The organism is Pseudomonas sp. NPDC086581, from assembly GCF_044746165.1.
Taxonomy (GTDB): Bacteria; Pseudomonadota; Gammaproteobacteria; order Pseudomonadales; family Pseudomonadaceae; genus Pseudomonas.
Genome location: NZ_JBIVBR010000011.1, coordinates 163,440 through 179,335, shown reverse-complemented (window position 1 = coordinate 179,335; position 15,896 = coordinate 163,440). Strand labels below are relative to the sequence as shown.

The following is a 15,896-nucleotide window of genomic DNA, read 5'->3' as shown; positions in this document are numbered from 1 at the left end:
GCCGCCGGGACGCCTTGATACCGGTCATGGCATAGTCGCCTTCCACATTTACCCCCGTCCCGGACAGGCCATGACCGCGCCCTTCGATCCGCTCCGCCAGCCGCTGGACCCGAGCCATGACCTGCCGATCTACCGCCAGCTCTACGAGCGCATCCGCGATGCCATCACCCGCGGTGCGCTGCGGCCCGGCGAACGCGTGCCGCCGGTGCGCGGGCTGGCCGGTGAACTGGGCGTGGCGCGCGGCACGGTGGAGCTGGCCTACCAGCTGCTGACCAGCGAGGGCTACCTGCTGGCGCGCGGGCCCGCAGGCACGGTGGTGTCACCGCAACTGGCGGGACGTACCAGTGCCCCGCCGCCCGTCCGGGTCGATCCGGCGACGGTGGAGCGCAGCCTGCCCGGCCTGATCGCCCACGGCCCGGCCCTGCGTCCGTTCCAGCTCGGCGTGCCGGCGCTGGATGCCTTCCCTCGCGCACTCTGGGCGCGCCTGTGCGCACGACGCCTGCGCCAGCAGAGCGCGTCCATGCTGGCCTACCCGGAGCCCTGCGGCTACGGGCCGCTGCGCGAGGCCGTCGCCGGCTACCTGGGGATTTCCCGCGGCATCGTCTGCGCCCCGGAGCAGGTTTTCGTCTGTGCCGGCTACCAGGGCGCGCTGGACCTGATCAGCCGCACCCTGCTCGAACCCGGCCAGCGTTTCTGGCATGAAGACCCCGGCTACCCGCGCGGCCGCGAACTGCTGCGCCGCGCCGGCGGCGTGCCGGTGCCGGTCGCGGTGGATGCCGATGGCCTGCGGGTGGAAGACGGTATCGCCCGCGCGGCGGATGCGCGCTTCGCGCTGGTCACGCCCTCGCAGCAGAGCCCCACCGGCGTTGCCCTAAGCCTGCCGCGCCGCCTGGCCCTGCTGGACTGGGCGGCCAGCAGCGGCGCCTGGATAATCGAGGACGACTACGACAGCGAGTACCGCTACGCCGGCTTCCCGCTGCCGGCGCTGAAGAGCCTCGACCGCGCCGGCCGCGTGCTCTACACCGGCACCTTCAGCAAGGTGCTCTACCCTGCCCTGCGCCTGGGCTATCTGGTGGTGCCGGCGAATCTGGTGGAGGACTTCGTGCGCGCCCAGCAGGTGTTCCCTTCCGGCTGCGCGGAGCTGCTACAAGCGACCCTGTGCGACTTCATGCAGGAGGGCCATTTCGCCCGCCACCTCAAGCGCACCCGCACGCTCTACGCCAAGCGCCGCCAGTGGCTGCGCAGCGCGCTGGAGGAATGCCTGGGCCAGCGCCTGCGCTTCGCCGACACCCCCGGCGGCCTGCACCTGATCGGCGCGCTGGACCAGGACGACCTCGCCGTCGCCCGCCGCGCCCATGCCGAGGGCCTCGGCCTGCAGGCGCTGAACGCCTGGTGCGTCGAGGCCAGGCGCGAGCCGGCGCTGATCATGAGTTTCACCAATGTCACCGACGAGCAGCTCGCCGGGCGCCTGGCAGAGCGGCTGGCGCCCTTGCTCGGCTGATTCCGGGAGGTGTGCCGGTCAATACCTCCGATGGCAAAAATTGACTGACACCCATCGTTGACCGAGGTCAATTTTCCTACGGCCAATGCCGCTAGATTCCCACAACATATTGTTGTCTTGAACAACTTGAGACACAGCATGTTGTGGAACAAAGCCAATGCCCCTGTCACGGACCGTCCCCCTTCCTGCCAGCCTGCGCAAGCGTAACGGCAGCTCAGCCGCCTTCGACCCGAGCAAGATCGAACGCGCCATCGCCGCCGCCGGCGAGGCCAGCGGCGAGTTCACCGCGCCCCACGCCGGGGAGCTGACCCGTCGCGTGCTGGCCCGCCTGCCGGCCCGCAACGACCTGGATGTGGAGCAGGTGCAGGACGTCGTCGAGCGCGCCCTGATGGAAGCCGGCCACTACCCCACCGCCCGCGCTTACATCGTCTACCGCGAACGCCACGGCCGCCTGCGCCGCGAGCGCAAGACGCTGGTGGACGTCGCCGCGTCGATGAACGAATACCTGTCGCGGGAGGACTGGCGGGTGCGCGCCAACGCCAACCAGGGCTATTCCCTGGGCGGGCTGATCCTCAACGTGTCCGGCAAAGTCACCGCCAACTACTGGCTGGACGAGGTGTACAGCGAAGGCATCGCCGTCGCCCACCGCGAAGCCGACCTGCACATCCACGACCTCGACATGCTCGCCGGCTACTGCGCCGGCTGGTCGCTGCGCACCCTGCTCAGCGAAGGCCTGAACGGCGTGCCGGGGCGGGTCGAAGCGGGGCCACCGAAGCACCTCTCCAGCGCGCTGGGGCAGATGGTCAACTTCCTCGGCACCCTGCAGAACGAGTGGGCCGGCGCCCAGGCCTTCAGCTCCTTCGACACCTACCTCGCGCCCTACGTGCGCAAGGACGGCCTGAGTTATCAACAGGTGCGCCAGGCGCTGCAGGAGTTCATCTACAACCTCAACGTGCCCTCGCGCTGGGGCACCCAGACGCCGTTCACCAACCTGACCTTCGACTGGGTCTGCCCGGAAGACCTGCGCGAGCAGATTCCCTACGTCGGCGGCGTGGAAATGCCCTTCGCCTATGGCGAGCTGCAGGCCGAGATGGACCTGATCAACCGCGCCTACATCGAAGTGATGCAGGCCGGCGACGCCCACGGCCGGGTGTTCACCTTCCCGATCCCGACCTACAACATCACCCACGACTTCCCCTGGGACAGCGACAACGCCACGCGCCTCTTCGAGATGACCGCGCGCTACGGCCTGCCGTACTTCCAGAACTTCCTCAACTCGGACATGCAGCCCAACCAGGTGCGCTCCATGTGCTGCCGCCTGCAACTGGACGTGCGCGAGTTGCTCAAGCGCGGCAACGGACTGTTCGGTTCGGCGGAGCAGACCGGTTCGCTGGGCGTGGTGACCATCAACTGCGCGCGCCTGGGCTACCGCCATCGCGGTGACGCTGCCGGCCTCTACGCTCAGCTCGACTACCTGCTGGAGCAGGCCTTCGACAGCCTGGAGGTCAAGCGCAAGGTCATCCAGCAGCACATGGACGCCGGGCTCTACCCCTACACCAAGCGCTACCTGGGCACCCTGCGCAACCACTTCTCCACCATCGGCGTGAACGGCCTGCACGAGATGCTGCGCAACTTCACCGACGACCGCGAAGGATTGCACACCGAGGTCGGCCGGCAGATGGCGCTGGAGCTGCTGGACCATGTACGGGCGCGGCTGGTGCGCTTCCAGGAAGACAGCGGGCACCTCTACAACCTGGAAGCCACGCCGGCCGAAGGCACCACCTACCGCTTCGCCCGCGAGGACCAGAAGCGCCACCCGGACATTCTCCAGGCCGGCACGCCGGACGCGCCCTACTACACCAACTCCTCGCAGCTGCCGGTGGGCCTCACCGACGATCCGTTCGAGGCGCTGGAATTGCAGGACGCCCTGCAATGCAAATACACCGGCGGCACCGTGCTGCACCTGTACATGGCCGAGCGCATCTCCAGCGCCGAGGCCTGCAAGACCCTGGTGCGCACCGCCCTCGGACGCTTCCGCCTGCCTTACCTGACGGTGACGCCGACCTTCTCCATCTGCCCGGTACACGGCTACCTCGCCGGCGAACACGAGTTCTGTCCGCGCTGCGACGAAGCCGCGCTGCAGAAAGCCGCCACCAGGAACTGCTGCAGCAGCTGAGCCCCTTCGCTTTCATCCCCGCAAAAAAAGGAGCAACACGATGACCGCCAACCAACTGCCCGAAAGCCAGCGCCAGCGCTGCGAGGTGTGGACCCGCGTGATGGGCTATCACCGCCCGGTGACGGCGTTCAACGCCGGCAAGCAATCCGAGCACCGCGAGCGCCGTCACTTCCGCGAGACGCGATGAGCAGTGCGCTCAGGGTCGGGGGCCTGGTGCCCCTGACCACCCTCGACTACCCCGGTCTGCTCGCCTGCGTGCTGTTCTGCCAGGGCTGTGCGTGGCGCTGTCGCTACTGCCACAACCCGGAGCTGATTGCGTCGCGGGGTGAAACGGAGATCCACTGGGACGACATCCGCGCCTTCCTCCGGCGACGCCAGGGCTTGCTGCAGGCAGTGGTGTTCAGCGGCGGCGAGGCGACGTTGCAGAACGCGCTGCCCGGGGCCATGGCCAGCGTGCGCGAAATGGGTTTCCGCGCCGGGCTGCACAGCGCCGGCATCCGTCCGGAAGCCTTCGCCCGCGCGCTGCCCCATGCCGACTGGGTCGGCTTCGACGTCAAGGGGCTGGCCGAGGACATGGACGCCATTACCGGCGTGAAGCGCAGCGGGCTGGCCAACTGGCGCAGCCTGGAGCTGTTGCTGGAAAGCGGCGTCGGCCACGAGTGCCGAACCACCGTGCACTGGCAGTTGTTTGACCTGGAACGACTGCGCCGGCTGGCCACAGGGTTGCGCGCAATGGGCGTGGACCACTTCGTGGTACAACTGGCCCGCAACGGCCGGCAGCTCGACCCTGGCCTGATCGCCACACCCGTGCCCCATGGCGCGCCCGATCTGTGGCGGGAGCTGCACGCACTGTTCCCTTCCTTTGAACTGCGCGCCGCCTGAACGACACTCGGGCACCGTAGGGCGCATAACCCGGAACGGGTTATCCGCCGATTGCCTCACGGCGGATAACGCTGGCGCGTTATCCGCCCTACGATCCTGCGGAGTTTTTTCGCGAGCAGGCTCGCTCCTACGAAGAGCAAGAAAAAGCCCCGCCGAAGCGGGGCTTTCATCACGCGGACTGCGAACTATCAGGACGACAGGTAGGCCGAGCGGGTCAGCCCCAGACGCAGCGCGTCGAGGAACTGCGTGCGCTCGCGCGCGGTGAGCTTGGCCCCGGCGACCTTGTCGCGGTAGTGAGTCATCAGCTCCTCGGGCGACAGGTGCACGTAGCGCAGCATGTCCTCGATGGTGTCGTGGGTCTCGATACCGGCGTGGTAATAGCTGCCGTCGGCGTTCTGATAGACGTTCACCGAGTCGGTGTCGCCGAACAGGTTGTGCATGTCACCGAGGATTTCCTGGTAGGCGCCGACCAGGAAGGTGCCGATCAGGTAGTCCTCGCCTTCCTTCACGTCGTGCACCGGCATGCTGGTCTCGATGCTCTGCTCGTCGACGTACTGGGTGATCTTGCCGTCGGAGTCGCAGGTCAGGTCCTGCAGCACCGCGCGGCGGGTCGGCTCCTCGCCCAGGCGGTGGATCGGCAGGATCGGCAGCACCTGGCCGATGGCCCAGGTGTCGGGCAGGCTCTGGAACACCGAGAAGTTGCAGATGTACTTGTCGGCCAGCTTGTCGTTCAGCTCGTCGAGCACCTGGCGGTGCGAACGCTGGTGCGCCTTGAGCTGGTTGTGCAGGCGACGGCAGATGGCGAAGTAGCACTGCTCGGCCAGGGCCTTCTGCGCCAGGCTGATCTTGCCCTCGGCGTACTGCGCGGCGGCGTCGCTCATGTAGTGGGTGGCGCGCCAGTAGGTCTCGGTGACCATCTCGGCGTCGGTCGGGCCGAGCAGGTCGGCCAGCCACTGGACGATCTCCGGCTGCTCGGTCAGGTCGCTGATCTTCGGCACTTCGTCGTTGTGGCGCTCGACATCGGTGACCTGGGTGATGAGCACCGCGTGGTGCGCGGTCAGCGCGCGGCCGCTCTCGGAGAAGATGTGCGGATGCGGCAGGCCCTGGGCGTCGCAGAACTCCTTGAGCATGCCCACCACCACACCGGCGTAGTCGTCGATGTCGTAGTTGATCGAACTGGCGTTGCGCGAGTGGGTACCGTCGTAGTCCACGCCCAGGCCGCCGCCGACGTCCACGTGGTCCACCGGCAGGCCGAGGGCGCGCAGTTCGCCGTAGTAGCGGATGGCTTCCTTGAAGCCGTGCTGGTAGTCAGCCAGGTTGGCGATCTGCGAACCCATGTGGAAGTGCAGCAGGCGCACGCCCTGGTCCAGGCCGGCGGCGCGGAAGCGGTCGACCACCGATAGCAGCTGCGCGGCGGACAGGCCGAACTTGGCCTTCTCGCCACCGGTATCCGCCCACTTGGAGGAAGCCAGCGAGGACAGGCGCACGCGCAGGCCGACCTGGGGCAGCACGCCAATGACGGCGGCTTCCTCGATCACCAGCTGCACCTCGGATTCCTTCTCGATCACAATGAACACGTTGTGGCCGAGCTTCTGTCCCATCAGCGCCAGCTTGATGAACTCGCGGTCCTTGTAGCCGTTGCAGACGATGGTACCGCCCTTGGGCGCCAGCGCCAGCACGGCCATCAGCTCGGGCTTGGAGCCCGCTTCCAGGCCGATGGAGACGTTCTGGGTGGCGATGATGCTTTCCACCACCGCTTCCTGCTGGTTCACCTTGATCGGGTACAGCGCGGTGTAGCGGCTGGTGTACTCCAGGCGCGCGATGTTGGCGTCGAAGGCACCGGTGAGCTTGCGCACGCGGTCCTGGAGGATGTCCGGGAAACGCACCAGCAGCGGCAGCGACAGGCCCGCCTCACGTAGCTGCTCGACCAGCGCATGCAGATCGATCGGCTGGGCATCGGCGCCCTGCGGGCGAACTTCCACGTTACCGGCGTCGTTGATGGCGTAGTAGCCAGCGCCCCAGTGGCGAATTCCGTAGATGCTGCGGCTGTCAGCCACGGTCCAGTTGCTGCCGTCGTCTTTGCGGGTCCGTCTAGCGGCCATGCGGGGTGGTCTCCTCAGATTGCGCGAATGTGTGCAGGCGCCCGCCCGGCGTGCGGGTGAGTCGTCAAGGCCTGGTGGTGTAAACCTAGCCGGGCCTCGTGACGTTGCCGTGTTGACCGCCGGGCTTGGCGGTAAGTTTAGGAAAATCCGACGACACGCCAGGAGCGCGCCGATAAATCTCCCATCTAGGGAAAGGGCTTGCCGGCAATGCGCAACGCGCGCATCGCCTGGAACCCGTTCTCGACAGGGGAGAGTCGCTTGCCTCTTCAGACAAGCAGCAGGGCGGCTCAGCCGCCGGATTTCTTCGCTTTGAGCCCGCGTTTGGTCAGCTCTTCGAGCAGCAGGTCGACGTGGTCGCCCTGGATCTCGATGATGCCGTCCTTCAACGCACCACCCGTGCCGCAGCGCTTCTTCAGCGCGGTGGCCAGGTCCTTCAGCGCATCGGCCGCCAGCGGCACGCCGGTTACCGTGGTCACGGTCTTGCCACCGCGGCCCTTGGTTTCCCGACGCACGCGAGCGATGCCGTCGCCGGCCGGAATCTCGGCCTGCTTACAGATGCACGCGCCAATGGGCTGATTGCAGTCCGGGCAATGCCGGCCGGAATCAGTGGAATAGACAAGCCCGCCGAGGGCGGACAGGGAGGATGCTTTCTTGACCACCGGGCGTTTCCCCAGGATTGGCCTCTTCGGGCCAGGTCAACGAATGGCCGGCTGGCGCCGACCGCGACGCCCCACTCAGGCAGGGGCTGCGCAATTCCCGGCGGAGGACCCTGCCGGAAAGGTCGCGCAATTTAGCAGCATTGAAGGCAAATGCTAAGAGCGAAAATGCGTCATTGATCGGCGGTTTGGCGACATGGATGCCACACATCTCCGCTCCTGCATTTGATTCATAGCGCCACAAAACTGTTATTCCCTTGTGAACAGGGGCTTCAGGCGCGCAATCGCCCCTTACAGGAGGCCCCTCGACGGCACCATTTTCGGGGTTTGGCGGCATGGATGCCGCCAGAGCCGCGATGGGCCAGGGATGGCCCTTCGCGGCGTGCCCCGAAAATGGTGCTGGCGAGGGGGAACCCGGCGAAGCCGGGCCGTATGTCGGGGCAAGACCTTTTGGTTCCTTTTGGGGCGTTTGCCAAAAGGGACTCGCCCGAGGGGGCGAAACAAGAAACAACCAAGCATGCCGAGGCGGCGCAGAACACCGCTCCGGAAAGCGGCGGATAACGCCTGAGGCGTTATTCGCCCTACGCTCATCAGAAACTCACCAGGTACTTGCGCAGCGCCGCCAGCGAATCCGGGCAGTAAGGTGTGCCGGCCTTGGCCTCGGCCAGCGCCTGGTGCGGGTCAATGAATTTCGCTTCCAGCACCTCTTCGGGTTGCAGCGTCAGCGGCGCATCGGACACGGCGGAGAACACCGCGCACCAGAGGCGGTTGTCCGGCTGGTCGAAGAAGAAGGTGCCATGGGCGCGCAATTCGACGCCCGCGATGCCCAGCTCCTCTTCCAACTCGCGGGCGGCGGACTCGGCGTAGCGCTCGTCGGCCTGCACCATGCCGCCGGCGGCCGGGTCCCAGTAGCCGGGGTAGACGGCTTTGCTCAAGGTGCGGCGGTGCACGCACAGCTCCCCGGCGGAGTTGAACAGCAGGATGAAGGTGCCGCGGCCGATCAGCCCGCGCGCGCGCAGTTCGGCGCGCGGCAGGCTGCCCAGCAGTTGGTCGTCTTCGTCGACCCAGGCGATCTTCTCGGCGTCCGAGGCCGCCCGATGGGTGGCCTCCTTGTCGCTGATGCCAGCCATGGATCAGCCCTGGGCCAGCAGCTGGCGCAGGTCGATGATCGCGGCGTTGGCGCGGGAGATGTAGTTGGCCATCACCAGCGAGTGGTTGGCCAGCACGCCGAAGCCGCTGCCGTTGAGGACCATAGGGCTCCACAGCGGCGCCTCGGCGGCCTCCAGCTCGCGGATGATCTGGCGCACGCTGACGGTGGCGTTCTTCTTCGCCAGCACGTCGGCGAAGTCCACCTCGATGGCGCGCAGGATGTGCGACAGCGCCCAGGCCTGGCCACGGGCTTCGTAGAACACGTTGTCGATCTGCATCCAGGGGGTTTCCTGGATCACTTCCTCGACTTCCGGCGCCTGGCCCGGGGTGACCGGCTGCATGGGTGTGATGTTGGTGTTCAGCTTGACCCGGCCGACGCTGGCCGAGAGACGCTGGGACAGCGAGCCCAGGCGGGTGGAAACGTCACCCAGCCAGTTGTTCAGGCTGTCGGCGCGGGCATAGAACTGCGCGCCGGCCGGATCGGCAGAGAGACGGCCGAGGTAGCGGTCCAGGGACTTGATGCCCTCGGCGTATTCCGACTCGGAGGACGGCAGCGCCCAGCTCTTGTTGTCGAAGTTGAAGCGCGGCTCGGCACGCGCCAGGTCGGCGTCCTCGGTGGACTGCGACTGGGAGCGGGCGAAGTCCTTGCGCAGCGCACGGGACAGGTCACGCACCTGGACCAGGGCGCCATATTCCCAGCTGGGCATGTTGTCCAGCCAGACGCCCGGCGGGAAGATGTCGTTGGACAGGTAGCCGCCCGGCTTGTTGAGCAGCGTGGCGACCACTTCCTTGAGGGTTTCCACCGTGGTGTAGCCCACCACCATCTGTCGGCCGGCGCGCTCGGCGGAGGCCTGGGCGTTCTGCTGCACGGGGAAGAGGTCCGGCTCCTGGCTCCAGTACCAGCCAATCGCGCCGCAGATCACCAGGTAGACGCCCAGCAGACCGCCAAGCACGCGGCCCAGCCAGGGGCCGCCGAAGTAGGCGCGCGCGTCGTCCACCGAGTCGTTCACGCGATCACGTACGGAGCCGCGTTTCTTCCAGTTCCACATGGCAAGTTCCTTGATGTCCCGAATTCGAAGATAGCTTGGACCCGCAACCGGCCCCAGGGTGCCGGGATTTTAGGCCTCGCTGCGCAAGCATGCCGCACGCAGGCGGGTCAGCGCAGCCTACCCTGCGCATGGTGCTGGTTAATGCTGCGAAATACAAAGCTTCGGATGTTTGACCGAAGGCACTGTTATTGCCATCAAGGATTGGTAGCATAGGGCCACCACTGTGTATCACGGCGGAAACATCTTCGCCCCGCAGGCCGCCGGTACGGCTCTATAAAGAAGCGCGCGATGACCGAGCTCGACGATCCATCCCTCGACCGCCTCAAGCATCACTTCGCCCAGCGGGTGATCCACCAGGCACGTCACCTGCTGGAAGTCTGGCAGCGCCTGTCGCGCTCGGAGTGGAACAGCCCGGGTATGGCGGAGCTCGCCGAGGCTTGCCTGCGCCTGCAGCGCTACGCCGAACGCTTCGAGCAGGCCGAGCATGCGGACTTGGCCAAGGCGATCGACCAGTGCCTGCGCGCCGTGCAGGACAATCGCGGGCGTCTCTCCAGCGACCTGATCACCGAACTCAACCGCCTGATGCAGCGCCTGTCGCGCACCGGCCTGCGCCACGGCGACCAGTTCGAGCAGACCCACCTGCCACCCCTGCGCAAGCCGGTTTACCTGGCCCTGCAGGACCAGGAGCGCGCCGAGCGCCTGGCCCAGCAGCTGGAGTTCTTCGGTATGGCCGCGCAGCCCTGCGAGCACGCCAACGCCTTCCGCGCCGCCATGGCCGACCGCCATCCGGCGGCCATCGTGATGGAAATCGACTTCGCCAACGGCCAGGGCCTGGCGCTGGCCGACGAGGCCCAGGCCGGCCTCAAGCAGAAGCTGCCGGTGCTGTTCTTCAGCCATGAAGAAACCGACACCCCGACCCGCCTGGCCGCTGCCCGCGCGGGCGGACAGGACTTCTTCAGCGGCGCGCTGGACGCCTCCGGCCTGCTGGAGAAAATCGAGACACTGACTCGCGTGGCGCACTACGAGCCGTTTCGCGTGCTGATCGTCGACGACTCCCGCGCCCAGGCCGCGCATACCGAGATGGTCCTCAACAGCGCCGGCATCGTTACCCGCGCGCTCACCGCGCCGCTGTCGGTGATGGCCGAACTGGCCGAATTCCAGCCGGACCTGATCATCCTCGACATGTACATGCCCGAGTGCCTGGGCACCGAGCTGGCCAAGGTGATCCGCCAGCACGAGCGCTACGTCAGCGTGCCGATCATCTACCTGTCCGCCGAGGACGATCTGGACAAGCAGCTCGACGCCATGAGCGAAGGCGGCGACGACTTCCTCACCAAGCCGATCAAGCCGCGCCACCTGATCGCCACCGTGCGCAACCGCGCCGCCCGAGCGCGCAGCCTGAAGGCGCGGATGGTGCGCGACAGCCTCACCGGCCTGTACAACCACACCCACACCTTGCAACTGCTCGACGATGCGCGCTTCCGCGCGCGCCGCGAGGAACGTCCGCTGACCTTCGCGATGCTCGACATCGACCACTTCAAGCGGGTCAACGACACCTACGGCCACCCCATGGGCGACCGCGTGATCAAAAGCCTGGCGCTGTTCCTCAAGCAGCGCCTGCGCAAGACCGATCACATCGGCCGATACGGCGGCGAGGAGTTCGCCGTGGTGCTGCCCGACACCGATGCCGCCTCGGCGCACAAGGTGCTGGAGGAGATCCGCCAGCGCTTCGCCGAAATCCACTACCCGGCGCAGCCCCACGACCTGTCCTGCACCTTCAGCTGCGGCATCGCCGAACTGGGCGAGGAGATGGACATCAAGACCCTCGCCAAGCAGGCCGACGAGGCGCTGTACACCGCCAAACACGGCGGCCGCAATCGCGTCGAGGTCTACAAGTAACACCCGCCAGCGGTCCGACGCGGCGCTCTGCCGCGCCATTTCCCGACCAGATGCTGGCACCGTGTCATCAGCCAGTAACGAAACTGCAATAGGTTCAGGGCTCGCCGTTTTTTCGCTGTCGGTCGAGACCTGCCATGCGCCTCAAGCTGCTCACCAACCTCAACACCTTCCTGCTCCTGCTCGTGTGCCTCGCGCTGGGCGCCACTCTGTGGTGGTCGCAACGCGCCCTGGAGCGCCCGTTCACGCTGATGGACCGCTACCTGGAGCTCTCCCAGGGCTTCGAGCGCAAGGTCGCGCAGAACATCCAGGCGTACCTCGCCAGCGGCGACGCGCTCAAGCAGAAAGCCGCCCAGCAGGGCCTGGACGAACTCGCCCAGGAGCTGCCGCAACTGCCAGACAGCCTCAGCCAGCTTCTCGGCCGGAGCCTCGACGAACTGCACCAGTTCAGCGGCAACCAGCTGCTTGCCGCCGGCAAGCTGGCCGGCGACCCACAGGGCCTGCTGCTGCAGGCCGAGCGTGACCTGCTGGCCGCGCTGGACCAGCTCGGCGCCTATGCCGATGCCAGCCAGAACCCCGCCGCCGCCGAGTACCGCCCCCCGCTGCTGCAAGCCGGCCTGCACCTGACGCGCCTGGCCCACGCCCGTGCCAAGCTGGTGGAGAGCGGCAACCCAGCGCTCGCCGAGGATATCCAGCGCGAGCTGGAAACCCTGCGCCAGCTGGCCGAGCGCATCGACGCCCTGCCGCTGCTCGGCGTGCTGGAGCAACAAGCCTCCGCCTCCGACGACTTCGCCGCCATGATGGGTCTGGAATCGCAGCCGGCCGCCCAGACGCAGAGCGAGGACCGTGGCGTCGCCTTGAAGCGCGACCTCAGCAGCGTGCTGCGCCGCTACCCGGATGAACTCAACCGCACCCGCCAGCTGATCGCCCAGCGCCAGGAGCTGGCCAACGCCACCGCCCAGCGCCTGGGCGCCGTGCAGCAGGCGCTGGCGACCCTGGAGCCACAGGTACGCGAGGAGCGCTCGAAGATCCAGGCCCAGGTGCGCATCATCCAGGGCGCGCTGATTGTCCTGATCCTCACCACCGCCCTGCTCATCGACACCTTGCAACGCCGCCTGGCGCGCGTTCTTGGCCAACTGGTCCCGGCGCTCTCGACCTGGGCCCGTGGCGACTTCGCCAAGCCCATCGCCCTGGCAACCCGCACCCGCGACCTGCTGGAACTGCAGGAATCGCTGAACCGCCTGCGCGATTTCCTCGGCACCCTGGTCGGCACCATCCACCAGCGCGCCGAGGAAGTGGCCGGCAGCAGCCGCGCCTTGGCCGAACTCAGCGGTGGCCTGCACGCGGGGGCCGAGCGCCAGGCCAGCGACACCGGGGAAATCCGTGACGCGCTGGGCCACATGGAAGCGGCGATCCAGCAGGTGGCCGGCGACGCCAGCCAGGCCGCTTCGGCCAGCCACGCCGCCGGTGCGGCCGTCGAGCAGGGCCAGCAGGTGATCGGCAACAGCCTGAGCGGCATGCGCGCGCTGGTGGACGAGGTGCAGAGCAACGCCCAAGCCATCGAGAACCTCGCCGAAGAGTCGGCCACCATCGGCAACGTACTGGGGGTGATCCGCTCCATCGCCGATCAGACCAACCTCCTGGCGCTGAACGCCGCCATCGAAGCCGCGCGAGCCGGCGAACAGGGCCGGGGGTTTGCCGTGGTCGCCGAGGAAGTGCGCTCACTGGCGCTGCGCACCGCCGGCGCCACCGAGGAAATCCAGCAACTCACCGCCCGCCTGCAGCAGGCCGCACGGCAGTCGGTCGAGGCAATGCGCAGCCAGGTCGAACACGCGGAAGTCACCGCCAACCAGGCCGGCGCCGCCGAGGGCGCACTGGACGAGGTGGTCGGCTCCATCCGCACCATTGCCAGCATGGCCCAGCGCATCGCCGAAAGCTCCGCTCAGCAGAGCGGCGCGGTCAGCGAAATTCGCTCCCACAGCGAGCGCATCCACGAACTGGGCAGCGAAAACCTGCGCCTGATCGGCCAGGGGCGTAGCCACGGTGAGCAGTTGCAGGAGTTGGGCGGTGCGTTGCACACCGCCGTCAGGGCGTTTCGCGTCTGATGGCTCCGTATCCGTCGGATCAATTTTTCGTGCCGGGACGCCGGAGGGAGAGGGGGCCATATGTGCCGGCTGCCCCAACGGCTTCATCCTGCAGCGAACAGTCCCCTCTCCCGCTTGTGGGAGAGGGTTAGGGTGAGGGGCCTTTGATCTGGTCGAAGCGCCCCGCCAGCACTCCGGCAAGATCAACTCATCAACGCTCGCCGAGCTTGTGACGAGCCGCGTATAGGCAAACCATCTCCATCGCCAACGTCGCGCCGGCCAAGGCGGTGATTTCGGCGCTGTCGTAGGGCGGCGCCACTTCCACCACATCCATCCCCACCAGGTTGATACCGCGCAGCGCGCGGAGGATTTCCAACGCCTGGTGCGAGCTCAGTCCGCCACAGACCGGTGTACCTGTGCCCGGAGCGAAGGCCGGGTCGAGGCAGTCGATGTCGAAGGTCAGGTACACCGGGTGGTCGCCAACGCGCGCACGAATGCGCTCGGCGATGGCCTGCGGCGTGTTGCGATGCACTTCGCGGGCGTCCAGCACCTGGAAGCCCATCACGTCGTCATTGGTGGTGCGCAGGCCGACCTGCACCGAGCGCGCCGGGTCGACCAGCCCCTCGCGGGCGGCGTGGTAGAACATGGTGCCGTGGTCGATGCGCTGGCAATCCTCGTCCGGCCAGGTGTCGCTGTGGGCGTCGAAGTGGATCAACGACAGCGGGCCGTGCTTCTTCGCGTGGGCCTTGAGCAGCGGATAGCTGATGAAGTGGTCGCCGCCCAGGGTCAGCAGCGCGCAGCCGGCATCGAGGATGCGCGCAGCATGGGCTTCGATGACTTCCGGGGTTTCCTGCGGCACGCCGTGGTCGAAGGAGCAGTCGCCATAGTCGATCACCGCCAGGTGGTCGAAGGGATCGAACTCCCAGGGGAAGTGCCGTGCCCAGGCCATCTGCACCGAGGCAGCACGGATCGCCCGCGGTCCGAAGCGGCTGCCGGGGCGGTTGGTGGTGGCGGTGTCGAAGGGCACGCCGCTGACTACCAGATCGACGCCGCGCAGGTCGCGGCTGTAGCGGCGGCGCATGAAGCTGGTGATGCCGGCGTAGGTGGATTCGGCGGCGGTGCCGTAGAGGCTGTCGCGGGTGATGGCCTGGTCGTTGTCTTGGGCGAGATCCATGGTGTCCTCATCAATGTCTTTGTTGTGTTGTTCTGATGGTTCGGTGCCTGCGGGACCACCCTCTTCCCCCGCCCTCTCCCTTCAGGGAGAGGGTTAGGGAGAGGGCAAGCGCACACGAATCAGCTACGGGTACGGAACGCCGACCACAGCCGGGTGCGCTCGCGCTGCTGCTTCAAGGTCAGCAACTGCTCGCCGAACAGCTTCTGGCGCATGGCCGGCGCCGGGTAGATGTCCGGATCGCCGGCCACGTCGGCATTCAGCAACGGCGTGGCCTTGAGGTTGGCGTTGGCGAAGTACAGGGTGTTGGTCAGCTCGGCGATGGATTCCGGGCGCAGCATGAAGTCGATAAAGGCGCGGGCTTCATGCGGGTGTGGCGCGTCCACCGGGATGGCCATGGTGTCGAACCAGATCAGCGTGCCTTCCTTGGGAATCCGGTAGATCACCTCGTACGGCTTGTTCGCCTGCTTGGCCTGGGCGGCGCCCATCAGTGCATCGCCGGTGTAGGTCAGGGCGACGCAAAGCGTGCCGTTGGCCAGGTCGTTGATGTGCTTGCCACTGGCGATGTAGCGCACGCTGGGCTGTAGCTTCTCCAGCAACTGGCGGACCTCGGCCAGGTCCGCCGAGTCGGTGCTGTATGGCGACTTGCCCAGGTAGTTGAGCGCCACGCTGATGACTTCCTGGGGCGAGTCGATCAGCGAGACGCCGCAGTCGGCCAGGCGGCTGGCGTACTCGGGCTTGAACAGCAGGTCGAGGCTGTCCAGCGGGGCGTCGGGGATGCGCTTGAGCACCTCGTTTTTGTTGATCGCCAGGCCCACGGTGCCCCAGGTGTAGGGCACGCCGAAGCGATTGCCGGGGTCGATGGCGGCCAGCTTGGCCAGCAATTCCGGGTCGAGGTTGGCGAAGTTCTTCAGCTGCGCGGCGTCCACCGGTTGCACCGCCTTGGCCTGGATGGCGCGGGCCAGCCCGCTGCTGGCGGGGAACACGACGTCGTAGCCGCTGCGGCCGGTCATCAGCTTGCTGTCGAGCACCTCGGCGCTGTCGAAGGTGTCGTATTTGACGCGGATACCGGTTTCCTTCTGGAAGCGCAGCAGCGCATCGGCGCCGACGTAATCCGCCCAGTTGTAGAGGTTGAGCACCCGCTCCTGCGCCGGCAGGGGCATGGCCAGGGCCACGGCCAGCACCGTGAGAGAAGCCCGTAAGAACGCACGCATGATCATCGCCTCAGGT

11 protein-coding genes and 1 pseudogene are annotated in these 15,896 nt (G+C 67.1%); 6 read left to right on the top strand and 6 right to left on the bottom strand.

Features of this window, described 5'->3' with window-relative positions; genetic code table 11:
- Positions 1 to 70 precede the first annotated feature (70 nt).
- From ACIPK7_RS22195 to ACIPK7_RS22180, 4 genes are all read left to right on the top strand, one after another.
- Positions 71 to 1,501, top strand: a complete 1,431-nt coding sequence (locus ACIPK7_RS22195; RefSeq protein WP_401090209.1) for a PLP-dependent aminotransferase family protein — start codon at positions 71 to 73, stop codon at positions 1,499 to 1,501.
- Between the two features lie 157 nt (positions 1,502 to 1,658).
- Positions 1,659 to 3,677 (top strand): ribonucleoside triphosphate reductase, encoded by a 2,019-nt coding sequence (locus tag ACIPK7_RS22190; protein WP_401090207.1) that lies wholly within the window; start codon positions 1,659 to 1,661, stop codon positions 3,675 to 3,677.
- A gap of 40 nt (positions 3,678 to 3,717) precedes the next feature.
- Positions 3,718 to 3,864 (top strand): anaerobic ribonucleoside-triphosphate reductase, encoded by a 147-nt coding sequence (gene nrdD / locus ACIPK7_RS22185; RefSeq protein WP_015479043.1) that lies wholly within the window; start codon positions 3,718 to 3,720, stop codon positions 3,862 to 3,864.
- On the top strand, positions 3,861 to 4,559 hold the full coding sequence (locus ACIPK7_RS22180; protein WP_401090204.1) for an anaerobic ribonucleoside-triphosphate reductase activating protein: 699 nt from the start codon (positions 3,861 to 3,863) through the stop codon (positions 4,557 to 4,559). Before nrdD ends, ACIPK7_RS22180 begins: the two co-directional genes overlap by 4 nt.
- Positions 4,560 to 4,747: 188 nt before the next feature.
- Here the strand turns inward: ACIPK7_RS22180 and speA are convergent, their stop codons facing one another.
- The 4 genes from speA to ACIPK7_RS22160 form a co-directional block, all read right to left on the bottom strand.
- Positions 4,748 to 6,661, bottom strand: a complete 1,914-nt coding sequence (gene speA, locus ACIPK7_RS22175) for an arginine decarboxylase (RefSeq protein WP_401090202.1) — start codon at positions 6,659 to 6,661, stop codon at positions 4,748 to 4,750.
- 287 nt (positions 6,662 to 6,948) lie between these two features.
- On the bottom strand, positions 6,949 to 7,320 hold the full coding sequence (locus tag ACIPK7_RS22170; protein WP_015479046.1) for a translation initiation factor Sui1: 372 nt from the start codon (positions 7,318 to 7,320) through the stop codon (positions 6,949 to 6,951).
- Positions 7,321 to 7,907: 587 nt separating this feature from the next.
- Positions 7,908 to 8,447, bottom strand: a complete 540-nt coding sequence (locus ACIPK7_RS22165) for an NUDIX hydrolase (protein ID WP_401090200.1) — start codon at positions 8,445 to 8,447, stop codon at positions 7,908 to 7,910.
- 3 nt (positions 8,448 to 8,450) lie between these two features.
- A complete protein-coding gene (locus ACIPK7_RS22160; RefSeq protein ID WP_192434289.1) occupies positions 8,451 to 9,515 on the bottom strand; it encodes a DUF2333 family protein in 1,065 nt (354 codons plus the stop codon).
- Between the two features lie 288 nt (positions 9,516 to 9,803).
- Between ACIPK7_RS22160 and ACIPK7_RS22155 the strand changes: the two genes are divergently transcribed.
- Together ACIPK7_RS22155 and ACIPK7_RS22150 are read left to right on the top strand one after the other, a co-directional pair.
- Positions 9,804 to 11,414, top strand: coding sequence for a diguanylate cyclase (locus ACIPK7_RS22155; RefSeq protein ID WP_401090198.1), 1,611 nt, complete (start codon positions 9,804 to 9,806; stop codon positions 11,412 to 11,414).
- Positions 11,415 to 13,000: 1,586 nt separating this feature from the next.
- Positions 13,001 to 13,516 (top strand): annotated as a pseudogene (locus tag ACIPK7_RS22150) (methyl-accepting chemotaxis protein); the annotation flags it as partial.
- A 190-nt stretch (positions 13,517 to 13,706) separates the two neighbouring features.
- Here the strand turns inward: ACIPK7_RS22150 and speB are convergent.
- Together speB and ACIPK7_RS22140 are read right to left on the bottom strand one after the other, a co-directional pair.
- Entirely contained in the window at positions 13,707 to 14,669 is a 963-nt protein-coding gene (gene speB / locus ACIPK7_RS22145; RefSeq protein WP_401090196.1) for an agmatinase, read from the bottom strand.
- 119 nt (positions 14,670 to 14,788) lie between these two features.
- The gene (locus tag ACIPK7_RS22140) at positions 14,789 to 15,880 is read right to left on the bottom strand and encodes a polyamine ABC transporter substrate-binding protein (RefSeq protein ID WP_401090194.1); all 1,092 of its coding nucleotides are present in this window, start codon (positions 15,878 to 15,880) and stop codon (positions 14,789 to 14,791) included.
- Positions 15,881 to 15,896: the final 16 nt, after the last annotated feature.